21 protein-coding genes are annotated in these 18,947 nt (G+C 59.6%); 15 read left to right on the top strand and 6 right to left on the bottom strand.

Features of this window, described 5'->3' with window-relative positions:
- Window positions 1-4 precede the first annotated feature (4 nt).
- Both ACIP66_RS01160 and ACIP66_RS01165 read left to right on the top strand, forming a co-directional pair.
- Window positions 5-769 (top strand): GntR family transcriptional regulator, encoded by a 765-nt coding sequence (locus ACIP66_RS01160; protein ID WP_053121182.1) that lies wholly within the window; start codon window positions 5-7, stop codon window positions 767-769.
- 1 nt (window position 770) lies between these two features.
- The gene (locus tag ACIP66_RS01165; protein WP_400644539.1) at window positions 771-1,334 is read left to right on the top strand and encodes an NUDIX hydrolase; all 564 of its coding nucleotides are present in this window, start codon (window positions 771-773) and stop codon (window positions 1,332-1,334) included.
- A 169-nt stretch (window positions 1,335-1,503) separates the two neighbouring features.
- Here the strand turns inward: ACIP66_RS01165 and ACIP66_RS01170 are convergent, their stop codons facing one another.
- Window positions 1,504-1,800: a DUF1330 domain-containing protein gene (locus tag ACIP66_RS01170; RefSeq protein ID WP_400644541.1), complete on the bottom strand. Its 297-nt coding sequence runs from the start codon at window positions 1,798-1,800 to the stop codon at window positions 1,504-1,506.
- A gap of 68 nt (window positions 1,801-1,868) precedes the next feature.
- On the opposite strand from ACIP66_RS01170, the gene ribBA reads away from it, so the two are divergent.
- The 5 genes from ribBA to ACIP66_RS01195 all read left to right on the top strand — a co-directional run bounded on the left by ribBA (window position 1,869) and on the right by ACIP66_RS01195 (window position 7,255).
- Window positions 1,869-2,978: a bifunctional 3,4-dihydroxy-2-butanone-4-phosphate synthase/GTP cyclohydrolase II gene (gene ribBA, locus ACIP66_RS01175; RefSeq protein WP_400644544.1), complete on the top strand. Its 1,110-nt coding sequence runs from the start codon at window positions 1,869-1,871 to the stop codon at window positions 2,976-2,978.
- A gap of 320 nt (window positions 2,979-3,298) precedes the next feature.
- Entirely contained in the window at window positions 3,299-4,324 is a 1,026-nt protein-coding gene (locus ACIP66_RS01180; protein ID WP_400644547.1) for an ABC transporter substrate-binding protein, read from the top strand.
- Window positions 4,321-5,268, top strand: a complete 948-nt coding sequence (locus ACIP66_RS01185; protein WP_400644704.1) for an ABC transporter permease — start codon at window positions 4,321-4,323, stop codon at window positions 5,266-5,268. Before ACIP66_RS01180 ends, ACIP66_RS01185 begins: the two co-directional genes overlap by 4 nt.
- Window positions 5,269-5,274: 6 nt before the next feature.
- Window positions 5,275-6,084: an ABC transporter permease gene (locus ACIP66_RS01190; RefSeq protein WP_007918021.1), complete on the top strand. Its 810-nt coding sequence runs from the start codon at window positions 5,275-5,277 to the stop codon at window positions 6,082-6,084.
- A gap of 16 nt (window positions 6,085-6,100) precedes the next feature.
- A complete protein-coding gene (locus ACIP66_RS01195) occupies window positions 6,101-7,255 on the top strand; it encodes an ABC transporter ATP-binding protein (protein WP_400644550.1) in 1,155 nt (384 codons plus the stop codon).
- Window positions 7,256-7,476: 221 nt separating this feature from the next.
- Here ACIP66_RS01195 and ACIP66_RS01200 read toward each other — a convergent pair whose 3' ends face one another.
- A complete protein-coding gene (locus tag ACIP66_RS01200) occupies window positions 7,477-8,406 on the bottom strand; it encodes an IS110 family transposase (RefSeq protein ID WP_400644552.1) in 930 nt (309 codons plus the stop codon).
- A 352-nt stretch (window positions 8,407-8,758) separates the two neighbouring features.
- Complete coding sequence (locus tag ACIP66_RS01205; RefSeq protein ID WP_400644554.1) at window positions 8,759-9,484, bottom strand: transporter substrate-binding domain-containing protein; 726 nt, start codon at window positions 9,482-9,484, stop codon at window positions 8,759-8,761.
- Between ACIP66_RS01205 and ACIP66_RS01210 the strand changes: the two genes are divergently transcribed.
- Window positions 9,483-9,617, top strand: coding sequence for a hypothetical protein (locus ACIP66_RS01210; protein WP_400644556.1), 135 nt, complete (start codon window positions 9,483-9,485; stop codon window positions 9,615-9,617). The two genes, ACIP66_RS01205 and ACIP66_RS01210, sit on opposite strands and share 2 nt — an antisense overlap.
- Before the next feature lie 174 nt (window positions 9,618-9,791).
- Here the strand turns inward: ACIP66_RS01210 and map are convergent, their stop codons facing one another.
- The 3 genes from map to ACIP66_RS01225 all read right to left on the bottom strand — a co-directional run bounded on the left by map (window position 9,792) and on the right by ACIP66_RS01225 (window position 11,732).
- Window positions 9,792-10,583 (bottom strand): type I methionyl aminopeptidase, encoded by a 792-nt coding sequence (gene map, locus ACIP66_RS01215; protein WP_400644559.1) that lies wholly within the window; start codon window positions 10,581-10,583, stop codon window positions 9,792-9,794.
- Window positions 10,580-10,807 (bottom strand): ParD-like family protein, encoded by a 228-nt coding sequence (locus ACIP66_RS01220; protein ID WP_007918027.1) that lies wholly within the window; start codon window positions 10,805-10,807, stop codon window positions 10,580-10,582. Before ACIP66_RS01220 ends, map begins: the two co-directional genes overlap by 4 nt.
- Before the next feature lie 67 nt (window positions 10,808-10,874).
- Window positions 10,875-11,732 carry a LysR substrate-binding domain-containing protein gene (locus ACIP66_RS01225; RefSeq protein ID WP_400644562.1) on the bottom strand — a complete coding sequence of 286 codons (858 nt, stop codon included), beginning with the start codon at window positions 11,730-11,732 and terminating at the stop codon, window positions 10,875-10,877.
- A 109-nt stretch (window positions 11,733-11,841) separates the two neighbouring features.
- Between ACIP66_RS01225 and phnD the strand changes: the two genes are divergently transcribed.
- The 7 genes from phnD (at window position 11,842) to phnX (ending at window position 18,728) form a co-directional block, all read left to right on the top strand.
- Entirely contained in the window at window positions 11,842-12,708 is an 867-nt protein-coding gene (phnD, locus tag ACIP66_RS01230; RefSeq protein ID WP_400644564.1) for a phosphonate ABC transporter substrate-binding protein, read from the top strand.
- A complete protein-coding gene (gene phnC, locus ACIP66_RS01235) occupies window positions 12,705-13,496 on the top strand; it encodes a phosphonate ABC transporter ATP-binding protein (RefSeq protein WP_400644567.1) in 792 nt (263 codons plus the stop codon). Before phnD ends, phnC begins: the two co-directional genes overlap by 4 nt.
- Before the next feature lie 2 nt (window positions 13,497-13,498).
- Window positions 13,499-14,317 (top strand): phosphonate ABC transporter, permease protein PhnE, encoded by an 819-nt coding sequence (phnE, locus tag ACIP66_RS01240; protein WP_400644570.1) that lies wholly within the window; start codon window positions 13,499-13,501, stop codon window positions 14,315-14,317.
- A gap of 110 nt (window positions 14,318-14,427) precedes the next feature.
- A complete protein-coding gene (gene psrA, locus ACIP66_RS01245; protein WP_400644572.1) occupies window positions 14,428-15,519 on the top strand; it encodes an iron-containing alcohol dehydrogenase PsrA in 1,092 nt (363 codons plus the stop codon).
- A gap of 129 nt (window positions 15,520-15,648) precedes the next feature.
- Window positions 15,649-16,944, top strand: a complete 1,296-nt coding sequence (locus tag ACIP66_RS01250) for an MFS transporter (protein WP_064392989.1) — start codon at window positions 15,649-15,651, stop codon at window positions 16,942-16,944.
- A gap of 10 nt (window positions 16,945-16,954) precedes the next feature.
- The gene (locus ACIP66_RS01255) at window positions 16,955-17,824 is read left to right on the top strand and encodes a LysR substrate-binding domain-containing protein (protein ID WP_053121214.1); all 870 of its coding nucleotides are present in this window, start codon (window positions 16,955-16,957) and stop codon (window positions 17,822-17,824) included.
- Window positions 17,825-17,900: 76 nt separating this feature from the next.
- Window positions 17,901-18,728: a phosphonoacetaldehyde hydrolase gene (gene phnX, locus ACIP66_RS01260; protein WP_400644576.1), complete on the top strand. Its 828-nt coding sequence runs from the start codon at window positions 17,901-17,903 to the stop codon at window positions 18,726-18,728.
- Window positions 18,729-18,947: the final 219 nt, after the last annotated feature.

The following is an 18,947-nucleotide window of genomic DNA, read 5'->3' on the forward strand; positions in this document are numbered from 1 at the left end:
TCCCATGAAACGCCAGCCACTCGACGACAGCTTCAAGGTCAATCGCAACCCCGTTACCCTGCGCGAAATCGTGCTGGATAAACTGCGTAGCGCGATCATGAATTTCCAGCTCATGCCCGGTGATCGTCTGGTCGAGCGCGATCTGTGCGATCGCCTTGGCGTCAGCCGCACCTCCGTGCGCGAGGCCTTGCGTCACCTGGAATCCGAAGGTCTGGTTGAGTTTGCCGATGCCAAAGGCCCGCGCGTGGCGATCATCACCCTCGCCGATGCCGTCGACATCTACGAACTGCGTTGCGTACTCGAAGGTTTGATCGTGCAGCTGTTCACCCTGCGCGCCAAAGCCAAGGACATCAAAGCCCTGGAAAAAGCCCTCGACGAGAACCGCAAGGCGCTCAAGGACGGCGAACTGCAACAGGTGATCGACTCGGTGCAAGGTTTCTACGACGTGCTGCTCGAAGGCTCGGGCAACCATGTTGCGGCGACTCAGTTGCGTCAGTTGCAGGCACGCATCAGCTACCTGCGTGCGACTTCGGTGTCGCAGGAAAACCGTCGCGGCGCGAGTAATCAGGAAATGGAAAAAATGGTCGAGGCGATCAAGAGCGGCGATCCGCTGGTGGCGCATCAAGCCTGTGTTGATCACGTTCGCGCTGCCGCTGCGGTAGCGCTCGACTATCTCAAGCGCAAGCAGGAAGAGACCGGCTCTGTTGTTAAAGGCACGCCGGCCATGACCCTGCCTATCGCGCTGAAAGAACCGCGTATAGGTCACTGATATGTTCAGCCCGAGCTATTGCCCGAAATGCGGTGGCCCTGACCTCGGTCAGCAGATACCGGCGGGCGATACGCACGAGCGCCTGATGTGTCGCGGCTGCGGCTACATCCACTACGTCAATCCGAAGATCATTGCCGGCTGCATCATCGAGCAGGACGGCAAATATCTGCTGTGCCAACGGGCGATCCCCCCGCGCCCGGGCACCTGGACTCTGCCCGCCGGTTTTATGGAAAGCGGCGAGACCACTGAGCAAGCGGCCATTCGTGAAGTCTGGGAAGAAAGCGGCGTGCGCGCGGAAATCGTTTCGCCGTATTCGATTTTCAGCGTGCCGAAGATCAGCGAGGTGTACATCATCTTCCGCGCGATCGCCCTGGAGATTACCGGGCAGTTCGGACCGGAGACCATGGCTTACAAGTTCTTCGCGCCGGAAGACATTCCGTGGGAGCAGATCTATTACCCGGCGATCCGACAGATTCTTGAGCGCTATATCGAAGAGCGCCAGGCTGGGGTTTATGGGATTTACATGGGCAATGATGATAGCGGCAAGATCCACTTTATCCGCTGATCACATTGATCGTTCCCATGCTCCGCGTGGGAACGCCTCCTCGGACGCTCCGCGTTCGGCTCTAAAAGGGACGCGGAGCGTCCCGGGCTGCATTCCCACGCGGTGCGTGGTAACGATCAATCAAAAGATCGCAGCCTTCGGCAGCTCCTACAGGGGTTCACGGTGAGTCTTAAATTGGGGCGATGCCTTCGACGATGATGATCTCCGCCTTCGCCCATTCTTCGCGATAACTTTTCGCCTCCTGATACGCCGCCGAGTGGTAGCACGCCACGGCTTTTTCGTAGCTCTCAAACTCAATCACCACGCTGCGCTGTGGCGTCTTGCACCCTTCCATCGCTTCGCTGCGCCCGCCCCTCGCCAGAAATTTCGCGCCGAACGCTGCGAAAGCCGCCGGGGCGCGCTGGGTGTATTGGCTGTAGTGATCGGCATCGGCGATGTCCACATGAGCAATCCAGTACGCCTTCATAGTGACCTCTTTGCTGATTTTGTATTATGGTATACCAATATATTTCCAACGAACCCTGAGAGTCCAGCATGGCCTTCAACAGCATCGAAGAAATCATCGAAGATTATCGTCTCGGCAAAATGGTTTTGCTGGTCGATGACGAAGACCGCGAAAACGAAGGCGACCTGTTACTGGCCGCCGACCGTTGCACGCCAGAAGCGATCAGCTTTATGGCCCGTGAAGCACGCGGGCTGATTTGCCTGACGCTGACCGACGAGCATTGCCAGCGTCTGGGACTGGAGCAAATGGTGCCGGCCAACGGCAGCGTGTTCAGCACCGCGTTTACCGTGTCGATTGAAGCGGCAGTTGGCGTGACCACCGGTATCTCGGCAGCGGATCGCGCTTGCACCGTTGCCGCCGCTGTCGCGCCGAATGCCCGCGCTGAAGACCTGGTGCAGCCGGGCCATATCTTCCCGCTGCGCGCCAAGGAAGGTGGCGTGCTGACCCGCGCCGGTCATACCGAGGCGGGTTGTGATTTGGCACGCCTCGCCGGGTTTACGCCGGCATCGGTGATCGTCGAGGTGATGAACGACGACGGCACCATGGCGCGGCGTCCGGATCTGGAAGTGTTTGCGCGCAAGCACGGGATCAAGATCGGCACCATCGCCGACCTCATCCACTATCGCCTGAGCACCGAACACACCATCGAGCGGATTGGCGAACGTGAGCTGCCGACGGTGCATGGCACGTTCCGTTTGATCACCTTTGAGGATCGCATCGAGGGCGGCGTGCACATGGCGATGGTCATGGGCGATCTGCGCCGCGAAGAGCCGACGCTGGTGCGCGTGCATGTGATTGATCCGCTGCGGGATCTGGTTGGCGCCGAGTACAGCGGGCCGGCGAACTGGACGTTGTGGGCGGCGTTGCAACGGGTCGCGGCTGAGGGGCATGGGGTTGTGGTGGTGTTGGCCAATCACGAGTCGTCGCAGGCGCTGCTGGAGCGAGTGCCGCAATTGACCCAGCCGCCGCGGCAGTTCAGTCGTTCGCAGTCGCGGATTTATTCCGAGGTGGGGACTGGGGCGCAAATTTTGCAGAATCTTGGGGTGGGTAAGCTGCGTCACCTAGGCCCTCCTCTGAAATACGCCGGCCTGACCGGATATGACCTGGAAGTCGTCGAAAGCATCCCCTTCACCGAATAACCCACGACGAACACAAATCCAAATGTAGGAGTGAGCCTGCTCGCGATAGCGGTGTGACATTCAACAATGATGTTGGCTGATACACCGCTATCGCGAGCAGGCTCACTCCTCCAGGGGTTTTGCATTTCAGATTCATTTCTTCGAACCACAAAAAAGGACAGCCGCCAGATAACCGGTAAGGCAAAGTGCTTGCACAAAGTTTGGAATACCATAATATGATATTCCATAGACCGGACACTCCAACGAACGTCCATCTACTGCTCCCGATAGGCGGGCAACAACGCAAGCCCGCTCAAAAACACAACAATGAGGGCGTGAACATGGTGTTGAACAAAGCTGCAACCGCGATCTTTTTTGCGGGACTGCTCAGCGTCACCGGCCAGGCTGCAATGGCGGCCGACAGCGTGAACTTCGTCAGTTGGGGTGGAAGCACCCAGGATGCGCAGAAACAGGCTTGGGCCGATCCGTTCAGCAAGGCCAGCGGCATCACCGTCGTGCAGGACGGCCCGACCGACTACGGCAAACTCAAAGCCATGGTCGAGAGCGGCAACGTGCAGTGGGACGTGGTCGATGTCGAAGCCGACTTCGCCCTACGCGCCGCTGCCGAAGGCCTGCTCGAACCCCTCGATTTCAAAGTGATTCAGCGCGACAAGATCGACCCGCGTTTCGTCAGCGATTACGGCGTCGGCTCGTTCTTCTTCTCCTTCGTCCTCGGCTACAACGAGGGCAAACTCGGTGCCAACAAGCCGCAGGACTGGAGCGCCCTGTTCGACACCAAAACCTACCCGGGCAAACGCGCCCTCTACAAATGGCCTAGCCCCGGCGTGCTCGAACTGGCACTGCTGGCCGATGGCGTACCTGCCGACAAGCTCTACCCGCTGGATCTGGATCGCGCCTTCAAAAAACTCGACACCATCAAGAAAGACATCGTCTGGTGGGGCGGCGGCGCGCAGTCGCAGCAACTGCTGGCGTCCGGTGAAGCGAGCATGGGCCAGTTCTGGAACGGTCGCATTCACGCCCTGCAAGAAGACGGCGCGCCGGTCGGCGTGAGCTGGAAACAGAACCTGGTCATGGCCGACATTCTGGTGATTCCAAAGGGCTCGAAAAACAAGGACGCAGCAATGAAGTTTCTCGCCAGCGCCAGCAGCGCCAAAGGCCAGGCCGACTTCTCCAACCTGACCGCCTACGCCCCGGTCAACCTCGACAGTGTGGAGCGTCTGGATTCGGCGCTGGCCCCCAACCTGCCGACTGCCTACGCTAAGGATCAGATCACTCTTGATTTCGCGTACTGGGCCAAAAACGGCCAGGCCATCGCGACACGGTGGAACGAATGGCTGGTCAAATGAAAATGGCGGCCACCGCGTCCCGTCCCTCCACTGCCACCGGCAGCGCCCAAAGCGCTGCCGGCTCGGCCCACGGAACACAGGCGGTTGCGATGCAGCAAGCCCCGTCCCTCAGACAACGCTGGCGCGGCGCCGGCAACCTCCTACCAGCGCTATTGTTCATCGGCCTGTTCTTTCTCGCGCCGTTGATTGGCCTGCTGTTGCGCGGCGTGCTCGAACCGACGCCAGGCCTCGGCAACTATGAACAACTGTTCGCCAACTCGGCCTATGCCCGGGTGCTGCTCAACACCTTTTCGGTGGCCGGGCTGGTGACGCTGTTCAGCCTGCTGCTGGGCTTTCCGCTGGCCTGGGCGATCACTCTGGTGCCGCGCGGCTGGGGGCGCTGGATTCTCAACATCGTGCTGCTGTCGATGTGGACCAGCCTGCTCGCCCGCACCTATTCGTGGCTGGTGCTGCTGCAAGCGTCGGGCGTGATCAACAAGGCGTTGATGGCGATGGGCATCATCGATCAGCCACTGGAGATGGTGCACAACCTCACCGGCGTGGTGATCGGCATGAGCTACATCATGATTCCGTTCATCGTGCTGCCGTTGCAGGCGACCATGCAGGCCATCGACCCGATGATCCTGCAGGCCGGATCGATCTGCGGCGCCAGTCCGTGGAGCAACTTCTTCCGGGTGTTCCTGCCGCTGTGCCGGCCGGGTCTGGCCTCCGGTGGCTTGATGGTGTTCGTCATGTCGCTCGGTTACTACGTGACCCCGGCGTTGCTCGGTGGGGCGCAGAACATGATGCTGCCGGAGTTCATCATTCAGCAGGTGCAATCGTTCCTCAACTGGGGCCTGGCCAGTGCCGGCGCCGCGTTGCTGATCGCGATCACTTTGGTGCTGTTCTACTTCTACCTGAAGCTTCAACCGGAATCCCCGGTTGGCGCCAGTAACGCGAGGTAAGCCGACATGCTCCTGACCCCCAATGCGATGAGCCGGCGCATGCGCTTCGGCTTGTATGCAACCACCGGGCTGATCGGTCTGTTCCTGCTGTTGCCGATCGTGTTTATCGTGCTGCTGTCGTTCGGTTCCTCGCAGTGGCTGGTGTTTCCACCACCGGGCTGGACGCTGAAATGGTACGGCCAGTTCTTCTCCAACCCGGACTGGATGAACGCTGCGGCTGCCAGTCTCAAGGTCGCTGTGCTGACCACGATCTGCGCCGTGGCCCTTGGTTTGCCGACTGCGTTTGCACTGGTGCGCGGACGTTTTCCCGGCCGGGAAATGCTCTACGGCCTGTTCACCCTGCCGATGATCGTGCCGCTGGTGATCATTGCCGTGGCGGTGTACGCGCTGTTCCTCAAGCTCGGTTACACCGGGACCATGTTCGCCTTCGTGGTCAGCCATGTGATCGTCGCGCTGCCGTTTACCATCATCTCGATCATCAACTCGTTGAAGCTATTCGATCAGTCGATTGAAGACGCGGCTGTGATTTGCGGTGCGTCACGCCTGCAAGCGGTGTTCAAGGTGACGTTCCCGGCGATCCGTCCGGGCATGGTTGCCGGCGCCCTCTTCGCCTTTCTGGTTTCGTGGGACGAAGTGGTGCTCAGCGTGATGATGGCCAGCCCGACCCTGCAAACCCTTCCCGTGAAAATGTGGACCACCTTGCGCCAGGATCTGACGCCAGTGATCGCCGTCGCTTCGACGCTGCTGATTGGCTTGTCGGTATTGGTCATGGTCATCGCCGCCGCATTGCGCCGGCGCAACGAAATCAGCGCCTGAGCGCCAGGAGTACGACATGAGTGCCGTGATCAAAGACGCTTCCCAGCAGAACGACAAACCCCTGGTCAGCCTGCGCAACCTGAACAAGCACTACGGCGACTTTGCCGCCGTCGACAACATCTCGCTGGACATCAAGGACGGTGAATTCCTCACCTTCCTCGGCTCCAGCGGCTCGGGCAAAAGCACCACACTGTCGATGCTCGCCGGGTTTGAAACGCCGAGTAGCGGCGAGATCCTCGTCAACGGTGAATCGTTGGTCAATGTGCCGCCGCACAAGCGTGACATCGGCATGGTGTTTCAACGCTATTCGCTGTTCCCGCACCTGTCGGTGCGCGACAACATTGCGTTTCCTCTGGCGATTCGCAAACTCGCGGCGGCTGAGCGCGACAAGCGTGTCGATGCGATGTTGAAACTAGTGCAGCTCGATCAGTTCGCTCATCGCCGCCCTTCGCAACTGTCTGGCGGCCAGCAACAGCGTGTCGCCATCGCCCGCGCCTTGGTCTACGAACCACGCATTCTGTTGATGGACGAACCGCTCGGCGCGCTGGATAAAAAGCTGCGCGAGGATTTGCAGGATGAATTGCGCCAATTGCATCGTCGTCTGGGCATCACCATCGTTTACGTGACCCACGATCAGGAAGAAGCCATGCGCTTGTCGCAACGCATCGCGATTTTCAGTCACGGCAAGATTGTTGGATTGGGCAGTGGTTATGACCTTTATCAGAATCCGCCGAATGCGTTTGTCGCCTCGTTCCTCGGTAACTCGAACTTCCTCAAGCTCAAGGCGCAGGGCAATGCGGCGGCTTCGTTTGAAGGACAGTCATTGTCGATTCGCCTGACCGCTGGGTTGCACACCGATCAGGATGTGTTGCTGATGGTGCGGCCGGAAAAAGCGCAGGCGTTGAGCGTGGCGCAAGCGATCAGCGAACCGTTGCCATCGGGTTGGAACGAGGTTTCAGCGAAGGTCGTAGAAGTGCTGTTTCTCGGCGAAAGCCAGACCTGCAGCGTGGTCTCCTCGGGCGGCACGTCGATGACGGTGAAAGCACTGTCGGCGGCGGGCATGCCGCTCAAGGCTGGCGACCCGGTGCAAGTACGCTGGGCCACGGCTGATGCCTGCGTCTACACCGAATGGAGCGAAAGCGACCTCAACAAAGCGGCCGGTTCTCACTGAAAACCCCTGTAGGAGCTGCCGAAGGCTGCGATCTTTTGATCTTGCCGTTAAAAACAAGATCAAAAGATCGCAGCCTCGTTTCACTCGACAGCTCCTACAGGAATGCATTCCAAATGTGGGAGCAACTGTCTTGATACCCTTTATTTTGAATGCAGGGTGATAGGCAGCTGATCTCCCACAGCCCATAGCCGTGCATTTTTTCCCAGAAACACCGCTCTATTTCAAGCCAACTGTTCCTTCCATGGCGTTCGATCTCGGATCATTGCGTTCAGTCTTATCAACAGCACACGCATGCAGGCGATCAGCGCTACTTTTGCGCATTTTCCTTTGTCGCGTAGGGTTTGATATCGAGCCTGAAACTCGGGCTGGCGCGTAATCACGACCCAACTTGCCATGTACATCGCGCGGCGAGCGGAAAATCTTCCCCCCTCAATGTGTCGAAGTCCTTTGTGTTTCCCGCTGTCGTCGTTGTAAGGGGCTATACCTGCCAAAGCCGCTATTTCGTGGCGTCCAACCTCACCCAGCTCAGGTAAATAGGCCATTAAACTGGCAGCCGTCACGAGCCCGATACCCTTGACCGAGCACAAGCGCGCAGCTTTATCACTGTCCAGTTTTTTCGCACTTTGACGGATCAGCTTTTCTATCGACTTTATTGCCTGGGTTAAATAATCGATATGGCTCTGCAACAAGGGTTTCACCAAATCTGCTGAAGCCGTTTTGATGCGTCGCAAATCGTCACTTTGTTGCTGAACAAAGTTTTCACGCTGCTGTACGAGCGCACGCAAATTATCCTGCTCAGGGCTAGAGACTCGACTTTTTGGCGACTTTATGACTTCTGCAAACTGCGCAAGAAGTCGTGCATCAATCGGGTCGGTTTTAGCGCGTTGGCCCATTGCACTGGCAAAGCTCTTGGCGCGGCGAGGATTGATTCGTATAACGTCGAACCCCCCGGCCTGAAGAGCTTTCATGACCTCTCGCTCATAACCACCTGTGGCTTCAAGCAACACGCGATTAACCTTGTAGCAATTAAACCAATCAATAAGCTTGGGGAAGTCACTGATGCTATTGGAAAAACTCGCACCTACGTCTTGCGGGTTAATCCGAATCTCAAGAGTATCTTTGGCGACATCGATACCGGCGCAGGAAAACATGGCGGAATCCTCTTACACTCAAAGGTGAGAGCACTCTGGTTGGGCACCACGCTTGTACTGTTCGAGGTCGGCTCGTTCAACTGTTCGGGCTCAATAACCAGAGCGAGAGATGATTGGCAGCTTGGGCTCCCACACGTGCTTTAAGCACCCCGGGCATTCAGCTTGCCAACCATCCCTCTCATCCCGATTCTAACTCCTACGCAAGACACAAGCGGGCTTGCTCGCGAATGCGCTGTGGCATTCAACATTGTTGGTGACTGACACGGCCTCTTCGCGAGCAAGCCCGCTCCCACGGGGTCTGTAGACGTCTCAAGAATCTTCCCTCAAGGCTTCGGTGGCACTTTTTTTGATCTCAAGGCGCGACTGTTACATCGCCCTGCCCGCTCTCGGCGAGCGCTGCAGCGACAAACCCTTCAGCCTTCTTGCGCTCAACGAACGCCCGCACATACGCCGCGCCGGCCCTGCGCCCACGGGGCACGGCCATGGCCTGGCGAATCGCCGTGAACGCACCGTCCAGCACGCGGTAACGCGCGTCGGCATCCGCGACTTTCTGCAAGGGCTGACGAACCCCGGCGGCGGCATCCAGGTGTTGCTCGATAAACAGGTCAACGGCACCCGCCGAGGTTTCGGCACGCTCCAATTGTGCGTGCTGCAGCGTGCGACTGAGGAACAGGTCGTAGGCTGCGCCTTTGCCAACGGCCAATCGCAATCCTGGCTGGTCGAGATCCTCGACGTTGCGATGCGGGGCCTGCGCTTCGACCAGATAAGTCCCTTCAATGATCACGTAAGGCGCGCTGAACGCAATCTGCGCCTCGCGCACCGGCTCGATGGCGAGAAACGCCAAGTTCCACACGCCCTCCTCCAGCGCCGCGAAAACCTTGCCCGCCGCATCAAACGTACGCATCTCCAGCTCGACACCCAACTCGGCAGCCAGCGCTATCGCCAAAGCCACCGAAACACCTTGCGGCGCACCGTCCGCCCTGCGCTGCGCCAGCACCGGGTTGCCGAAGTTGATCGCGGCATGCAGCACCCCGTCAGGGGCGAGGTCGGCGAGTACAGCCGAGGTGATAGCACTCATGGTGTGGCTCCCATCGTCAATAGAAATAGAGGCTGAAGGCGCGCAGCCGGGTCAGGTTGCGTTCCTGAGCAACGGTGATGACAACATCGAGGCTGGCGAAACTTATGTCGTGGTCTGGCAGGCTGCGGTTTAAACAATAACAACAGTTGCGGGTGAGATCCCTGCACACACCACATAATCTGTAGGAGCTGCCGAAGGCTGCGATCTTTTGATCTTGCTGTGAAAAAACAAGATCAAAAGATCGCAGCCTCGTTTCACTCGACAGCTCCTACAGGAGTGCATTCCAACTGTGGGGGTTTTGTGGTGTTTAGGTGATCGGGGAGTAGCCTTCGATCTGATCCGGCCACGCGGTGAGAATTTCGAAGCCGGTTTCGGTCACCGCGACCATATGCTCCCACTGCGCCGACAACGAACCATCCTTGGTCAGCACCGTCCAGCCATCGGGCATGTTTTTCACATGACGCTTGCCGGCATTGAGCATCGGCTCCACGGTAAAAATCATCCCGGCCTTGAGCTTCATGCCCTGATTGGGAAAGCCGTAATGCAGGATTTGCGGTTCATCGTGATAGACCTTGCCGATCCCGTGCCCGCAATACTCGCGCACGACGCTGAAGCCTTCCTTCTCCGCCAGGCTCTGAATCGCGTGGCCGATGTCGCCCAACGTCGCGCCCGGTTTCACCACGCGAATACCCGCGCACATCGCTTCGTAAGTGGTCTTGATCAGGTGCTGCGCCTCAGGCGTCGCCTCACCCACCACGTACATGCGGCTGGTGTCGCCGAACCAGCCGTCCTTGATCACCGCGATGTCGAGGTTGACGATGTCGCCATCCTTCAACGGCGTCCCCGATGGAATGCCGTGGCAGACCACATCGTTGACCGAGGCGCACACGGTTTTCGGAAATCCGTGATAACCGACGTTGGCCGGCACCGCTTTCTGCACGTTGACGATGTAGTCGTTGCACAGCCGATCCAGTTCATCGGTGGTCACGCCGGCCTTGACGTGCGGCACCAGCATCGCCAGTACTTCGGCGGCGAGTTTGCCGGCAGCGCGCGATTGGGCGATGTCGGCCGGGGTGTTGATCTTGATCTGGTTTCTCATGCGCTGACGGCTTCCTGAGTCAGTTGTTGCAGGTCGAGCCCGCCATTTTGTTCGGCGCGGATCAGCAAGCGGCAGATCGCACTGTGGTCGAGGTTGGGGTGCAGTTCGGCGAGCATGCCGATGCGCATCCAGTGCTCGGCCTGCGCGTTGATCGAGCGGCTGAGGGCGTTGCTGGAGATTCGCAGGTTCTCGTGCATGTCCTCTGAAATCTTTACGATGCCCATATATGAATCCGATACGATGTGTATATGGAACGTATATTAGCCAAGCCTCGTCAGAGATTGCAAACCCTCAGCCGAGCGCCGCATCGAAAAACGACGAAATGAGCCGGCTGGAACGCCGTTCTGCCAAGCAATAAAGATACGTCTCGGAGAACAGCTCTTCGCCCTCGATTCTGATCGTGCGGATTTTTGGGTCGGCAATAAACTCCGCTTCCGACACCACACCCAATCCCAGCCCGCGCACCACCGCTTCACGCAACGCCTCACGACTGCCAATTTCCATGGCGATCCTCGGTTTCACCTGCGCCGCATTCAGCGCCTGCTCCAGCACCAGCCGCGTGGTCGAGCCGGGTTCGCGCTGCAGCAAGCGCTGCCCTTCCAGTTCCTCCAGACGCACGCTGTCGCGATTGGCCAGCGGATGCTCATGGTGGGCAAACAAGATGATCGCGTGCCGCGCATAACGCACCGAACACAACGCCGGATCGTCCTGACGCCCGGCCAGCACGGCGATGTCGGTGACGTAATTTTCCAGATCCGATAACACTTGCGCCGAGTTACCCACGCGGATCGACACGTCGATATTCGGATGCTGTTGCAGGTAACTGTCGACCATTTCGATCACATGAAACGGCCCCACCGCACCGACCTTGAGCTGGCCGCTGTCGAGCCGCCCGGAGTCGCGCAGCAGGTTGTGCGCTTCCAGTTCCAGCAAGGCCAGCCGTTGCGTGATGGGCAGCAATTGCCGACCGACATCCGACAATTCAATCCGCCGCCCACGCCGATGAAACAGTTCGACGTTGTGCTGTCGCTCCAGACTTTGCACCTGCGTGGTCAGTGTCGGTTGACTGAGCCCCGACGCCCGCGCGCCGGCACTGAAACTGCCGTGGCGGGCGACGGCGAGAAAGGCCCGCAATTTGGCGCTCGACATCCATAGACTCCATCAATAGTTAGCTACGGTTTCGCATATTGAATTGATTGAATGACTGTCACGTGACAGACCTAGCCTGTGGCAACTCCCAACCACACCGTGGAATGCCATGAAAACAATTAACCAGTTTCTGCGTGCCGCCAGCCTTGCCGTACTTGCCCTGAGTGCCAGCCAGGGCTGGGCCAAGGACAAACTGACCATTGGCCTGATCCCCTCCGAAGATTCCCAGGCGATGATCGAATCGAGCAAACAAGTGCTCGACGATCTGCAAGCAAAAATCGGCATGCCGGTCGTTCCGTTCGTAGCCACCGATTACAACGGCATCATCGAAGCGCTGCGCTCGGGCAAACTCGACGTCGCCTACCTCGGCCCGTTCTCCTACGTGCTGGCGACCTCGGTAGCCGAAGTCGAAGCGTTCTCCGTGGCGGTGACTAAGAAGACCGGCCAGAGCGCTTACAAAAGTGTGATTCTGGCGCGCAAGGACAGCGGCATTCATTCGCTGGCCGACCTCAAGGGCCATACATTCGCGTTCGTCGATCCGAGTTCGGCGTCCGGTCATCTGTTCCCGAAAGCAGGACTGGAGCAGGCAGGGTTTGTGCCGGACACGTTGTTCAAACGGGTGATTTTCTCCGGTTCCCACGACGCCAGCATCCTCGCGGTGGAAAACAAGAAAGTAGACGCCGCCGCCGTGGCTGACCGCATCTTCGCCAGCGCCGTGGCCAAAGGCGTGGTCAAGCAGGATGACTTCGAAATCGTCTGGAGTTCCAAGCCGATCCCCGAATCGCCGATGGTCTGGCGCAAGGCGCTTGATCCGGAATTGAAGAAAAAAGTCGCCGACGCACTGGCCTCGATCAAGGACGTGCCGTGGGGTGACCAGGGTGTGCTCAATGGCTTCCAGCCCACCACCGACGCGTCCTATGACGTGGTGCGCGAAACCGCCAAGGTGCTCGATCTCGATTTGCGGAGCATGAAATGATCAGCATCCGCCAACTGACCAAACACTACGGCAGCAACCCGGTGTTGCGCGGCATCGACCTTGACGTCGCTGCGGGCGAATTCGTCGTGGTGCTCGGTCAGTCCGGCGCCGGCAAATCGACCTTGCTGCGTTGCATCAATCGTTTGGCACAGGCCGACAGCGGCACGCTGAACGTGGCGGGCATTGATGCCCTCGCCTGCCCCGACACCAGCGTTTTGCGCCGTGAAGTCGCGATGATTTTTCAGCACCACAACGTCGTGCCGCGCCTGAGCGTATTGAAGAATGTGCTGACCGGGCGCCTCGGTTCCGTCGGCACCCTCGCCTCGATTCTGCAACTGTTCCGCCGTGACGATGTGACGCTGGCAATGCAATGCCTGGAACGCGTCGAACTGGCACACAAGGCCCGTGAGCGCACCGATTCATTGTCTGGCGGGCAGAAGCAACGCGTCGGCATAGCCCGCGCCTTGGCGCAACGACCGCAGGTGATTCTGGCCGACGAACCGATCGCCAGCCTCGACCCGAAAACCGCGCGACTGGTGTTGCAGTACCTGCGCGATGCCACCCGCGAACTGGGCATCACCGTGCTGTGCAATCTGCATCAGGTCGAATACACCCGCGAGTTCGGCGACCGCGTGGTCGGCCTCGCTCACGGCAGTCTGGTGTTCGATGGCAAAGCGTCGAGCATGACCGACGCCGATCTGGCGCGAATTTATCCGGGGCAATCCGCAGAACACTCCGCTGAAGTCCCGGCGCCCACCCTGTCCTACCGCGCCGCCTCGAGGGCCTGAGCATGCCATCGCAAAACTATCAGTGGGTCGGCGAACGGCCCCGTGGCACACGCGGTTGGCTGACCACCGCCGGCATCGTCCTGATCGTGCTGTGGACGCTGAACTGGAGCGCGCAAGGTGCGCAACTCAGCCTCGGTGAACTGGCAGCGGGATTGCCGCAGATTGGTGACTTTCTCTCACGCACTTTTCCACCGGATCTGAGCATCCTGCCGCGTCTGGTCGCGCCGGCGGTGGAGACCTTGCAGATCGCCATTTGGGGAACCCTGCTCGGCGTATTGCTGGCGGTTCCGCTGTCGTTTCTCGCCGCGCGCAATCTGAGCCGCAATCGCTGGGTGTTTCACATCACCCGTCAGGCGCTGAATTTCACCCGCAGCATCAACGAACTGATCCTCGCGCTGATCTTCGTCTCGGCCGTGGGCCTCGGCCCGTTCCCCGGCGTCTTGGCGCTGGCGCTGCATGGTCTGGGCATGCTCGGCAAGTTCTTCGCCGAGAGCATCGAAGAGATCGACCAAGGCCCGATTGAAGCGCTGCAAGCGACCGGTGCACGACCGTTGCAGGTGATCGTGTTTGGCGTTTTGCCGCAGGTGATCACGGCGTGGATTGCGGTGATTTTGTACCGCTTCGAAGTCAATCTGCGCTCGGCCACGGTGCTGGGCATGGTCGGCGCCGGCGGCCTGGGGTTCGAACTGGTGAGCAGCCTGAAGTTGTTCAAATACCCGGAAACCGCGACTTGCATCATCGTCATCACCTTCATGGTGATCGTCGCCGACGCCATCTCCAGCCGCCTGCGCGCGGCGATCCAGAGCGGTTCGGCGCACTGACGTCGAGCGGCTATCGGCTGAGCCGATTCAAACCTGCGAATTATCGATTTGAGCCGTTGTCGACGGGCGCTGAGTATGGCGCCACACGACAACAACAATAAGGATTCATCATGACTGCCCGCTTCCAGAACCCAGTTGATACCCGTTTCGGCTGGGGCAGCCTGCAAGACCTCGCGGCCATTACCGAACAGCAAACCGTGGCCCTCGTCACCTTCCCTGAGGCCCGTGGGCTGGGGATAGTCGATCGCCTGCAAGCGTTGCTCGGTGAGCGTCTGGTCTACGTGTTCGAAGACGTCCAGCCCAACCCTGACGTCGCCCATCTGCGCAGCACTTATGAGCAGTTCTGGCAGCAGGCCGGTGATTGCGATGTGGTGCTCGCGGTCGGTGGTGGCAGCGCCATCGATACCGCCAAAGCGTTGATCGTCGGCACCGAATCCGGGCATTTCGATGAGTTGTTGACCCTGCTGGCGACCGGCAAGGCGTTCACTCCCGCGCGTTGCAAACAGCTGATCGCCGCGCCGACCACCGCCGGCACCGGTAGCGAAGTCACGCCGTGGGCGACGATCTGGGACAGCGCCAGCCAGAAAAAATATTCGTTGCACCTCGACTGCACCTGGCCGCGCGTGGCGATCATCGATCCGCAACTGATGCTCACCGTGCCGGCCAGCGTCACCGTGTCCACCGGGCTCGATGCGTTGTCCCACGCGCTGGAAGCGATCTGGAACGTTAACGCCAACCCGGTTTCCGACACTTTCGCCATTTCTGCGATTGAAGACATTCTCGAATGCTTGCCGCGTCTGCAAAAAGACCTGTCGAGCCAAGAGTTGCGCACGCGCATGGCACTCGCCGCGCTCAAGGCCGGGCTGGCGTTTTCCAACACCAAAACCGCGCTGGCGCATTCGATTTCCTACGAGATGACCCTGCGCCACGGCTTGCCCCACGGCATCGCCTGCTCCTTCACCCTGCCGCTGGTGCTCGGTCTGGCCTGGGGTCACGACGCCACCCGTGACCGCATCCTGCAACGAGTTTTCGGCGAGGATCTGCTCACCGCGCAACAGCAGTTGCGCGAGTTCCTCCACCGCCTCGGGGTGAAGACCGAGTTCGCCGATTACGGCGTCTCGGCCAAGGACGCCGAAGACATCATCCACCTCGCGATGCAGGGCGCGCGCGGCAAGAACTTCATCGGTTCGCAAGCTGCCTGACGCCCGACGCCACTCGATCAACCCAAGCACCGCCTACGGCTCACAGCCGTGGTGATTTCCTGCCGCACCGAAAAAGAGTGCACCCGTCGACGACAAACGGCGGGAACCCACAACAATAAGGAAAAGATCATGAATCGTGCCGAAACAATGCCTGGTCTCGCCGTACGTTCTGCCTCGTTCCGGGTCGCGCAGTGGCGCATGCTGCTGGCGGCGATGTTCTGTTACCTGTTTTTCTACACCGGACGGCAGACCTTCGGTTTTGCCATTCCGGGGATTCAGGCCGAGTTCGGTTTGAGCAAGGAAACCCTCGGCTGGGCGTCTGCTGCAATGCTGTGGGCCTACGCGATTGGTCAGGCGATCAACGGCAACCTCGCCGATAAGTTCGGTGGCCGACGGATCATGACGCTGGGGGCGGTGCTGTCCTGCGCGGCGAACTGGGTGACCAGTTTTGCCGGCGGTTTCACCAGTCTGATCCTGCCGTGGGGCGTCAACGGGTACTTTCAGGCCTTGGGCTGGGCGCCGGGCGGTCGGCTGATTGCCAACTGGTGGGCGGCCGGCGAGCGCGGCAAGGTCTATGGCTTCTACACCTTCGCCGCCGGTTGCGCGTCGATTCTGTCGTACGTCACCTCCATCGTCGTGCTCGAAGTGCTGCAACTGGAGTGGCGCTGGATCTTCCGTTTACCGGTACTGCTGATGCTTGCCGGCGGGATCATTTTCTATCTGGTTGCTCGTGAACGCCCGCAGGACCTGGGCTTCGAACCGGTGGGCGATACTGGCGTGGCCAACGCTGACGACAAACATCAGGAAGCCGCGCATGGCGAAGTCGAGACCTCGGCGCAACGCTATAAAGCCGTGTTGAAGAATCCGCGCCTGCTGATCGCCGCGCTGTCACTGGGCTTTCAGAATGCGGCGCGCTACGGCCTGATCGTCTGGGTGCCGGTGCACTTTCTCGGCGCTGACTGGAAAAGCGGCGACGGCATGATCGATCCGAAATGGATCACCGTCGCCCTCCCCGTCGGCATGGCGGTTGGCGCGTTGAGCAATGGCTGGGTGTCGGACAAGCTGTTCGGTTCCAAGCGCTATCTGGCGATCATGCTCTACATGTTCCTTGGCGCCGCGACGAGTCTGTGGATGTGGAGCCTGCCGCCGCACAGCGTGATCGGCCTGGTCGCGTTGTTCCTTTGCGGCTTCTTCGTTTATGGCCCGGCGTCGAGTTTCTGGGCGCTGTGCCCGGATCTGGTCGGTGCCAAACGCGCAGGCACTGCGACCGGGATCATGAACTTTTCGTCCTATCTGTTTGCCGGCCTCGCCGAGCCTTTGATCGGTCGTTTGCTTGACACCACGGCAAACACGTCTCTCATCTTCATAGTGGTCACCAGCGCCTGCCTGTGCAGCGCGGCCGTGGCATTGTTCATTCGACGCTGATGGGGCTTGCATGTACCAGTATCACAAGTGGTTGCGTTCGTTTCATGCGGTGGCGAAAACCGGCAGCTTCACCCTCGCGGCAGAGTACCTCAGCGTCGGTCAGCCGACCGTCAGCGAGCAGGTCAACGCGCTGGAGAAAACCTTCTCGGTCGAGCTGTTCCATCGGCGCGGGCGCTACATCGAGATGAGTTCCGCCGGGCACAAGCTCTACGCAATCACTCAAGGTTTGTTCGGCCAGGAGGACGAAGCGGTGCAACTGCTGCAGAGTTTCAAGCAACGCAAGAACGGCATGCTGCGGCTCGGCGCGGTGTCGCCGCCGATTGCGATGAATCTGACCTACGAGCTGATGCAGCGGCACCCGGACATCGAACTGGAAACCTCGTTTTCCTCGGAAAAGGAAACCCTCGCGCGGCTGTTCAACTTCGATATCGACGTGGCGATTCTGGCGTTGTCGGAATTCGATGAGCGCTTCCACACCCGGTTGTATCACCGCTATCCGATTATTGCCGTGGTGCGCGATGACCATCCGTGGGCCAGCCAGTCGCAGGTTCACATCAGCGAAATCAGCCGCGAGAAATGGGTGATGCGTGAGCAAAGTGCGCGCACCCGGCAACTGGTCGAAGAAAGCTGCAAGCGCCTCGACATCGACCTCAACCGCGTCATGCAACTGAACAGCCGCGAAGCCATCGTGCACGCGATCGTCAAAGGCATCGGCATCGGTTTCGTCTCGGCCGTCGAGTACGCCGAAACCCCGGGCACCACGCCGATCACCTTTGTCGATCACCCGTTTTTCATCGAATACCACCTGTGCTGCCTCGGCATCCGCCGCAACCGACCGGTGATTGCCGAATTGTTTGATTCGAATCCACCACTGACCTGATCAGCATTGACCCTTGAAACCGCCTACCTCATTGCCGAGGGACGGCCCACGCTTACCCGAAAACGGAGATTTGACCATGCAGTACAAAAACCCGACTCACCTGCAAGCCGCGATCCTTGACTGGGCCGGCACCGTTGTCGATTTCGGCTCGTTCGCGCCGACGCAGATTTTTGTCGAGGCCTTTGCCGAGTTCGGCGTCGCGGTATCGCTTGAGGAAGCGCGCGGCCCGATGGGCATGGGCAAATGGGATCACATCCGCACGTTGTGCAACCTGCCGCAGATCGCCGAGCGCTATCGCGCCGCGTTTGATCGCTTGCCGAGTGACGATGATGTAACGGCGATCTACGAGCGTTTCATGCCGTTGCAGATCGAGAAAATCGCCCTGCATTCGGCGGTGATTCCCGGTGCGCTCGAAGCGATTGCGGCGTTGCGCGACAAGGGTTTGAAGATTGGTTCGTGCTCCGGGTATCCGGCGGTGGTGATGGCCAAGGTTGTCGAGCTGGCGCGAGAGAATGGTTATGTCGCTGACCATGTCGTTGCCACCGATGAAGTGCCCAATGGCCGGCCTTATCCGGCGCAGTCGTTGGCCAACGTGATTGCCTTGGGCATCGATGACGTGGCCGCGTGCGTCAAGGTTGATGACACCTGGCCGGGGATTCTTGAAGGGCGTAGCGCGGGGATGTGGACGGTGGCGTTGACTTGCTCGGGGAATGCGCTCGGATTGACCTACGAACAGTTCAAAGCGTTGCCGTCGGATCGTCTCGCGGAAGAACGTGAGCGCATCGGCAAGATGTTCGCGCCATCGCGTCCGCATTACTTGATCGACACGATTGCCGATTTGCCTGAAGTGATTGACGACATCAATGCGCGCCTGGCCCGAGGCGAAACCCCACAAGCCTGCTGACACCTGATCGTTCCCACGCTCTGCGTGGGAATGCAGCCCGTAACGCTCCGCGTCACTGGACGCAGAGCGTCCCTAGAGGCATTCCCACGCGGAGCATGGGAACGATCGGTGACCGCGCTCAAATTGCAGGCAAAAAAAAGCTGCCAAAACTGGCAGCAGAAACTTCAAGAACACGCGATGTATTGACCCCAGCATAGACGCTGAATAATGACAGTGTCA

The organism is Pseudomonas sp. NPDC088429 (assembly GCF_044753305.1).
Taxonomy (GTDB): domain Bacteria; phylum Pseudomonadota; class Gammaproteobacteria; order Pseudomonadales; family Pseudomonadaceae; genus Aquipseudomonas; species Aquipseudomonas rustica.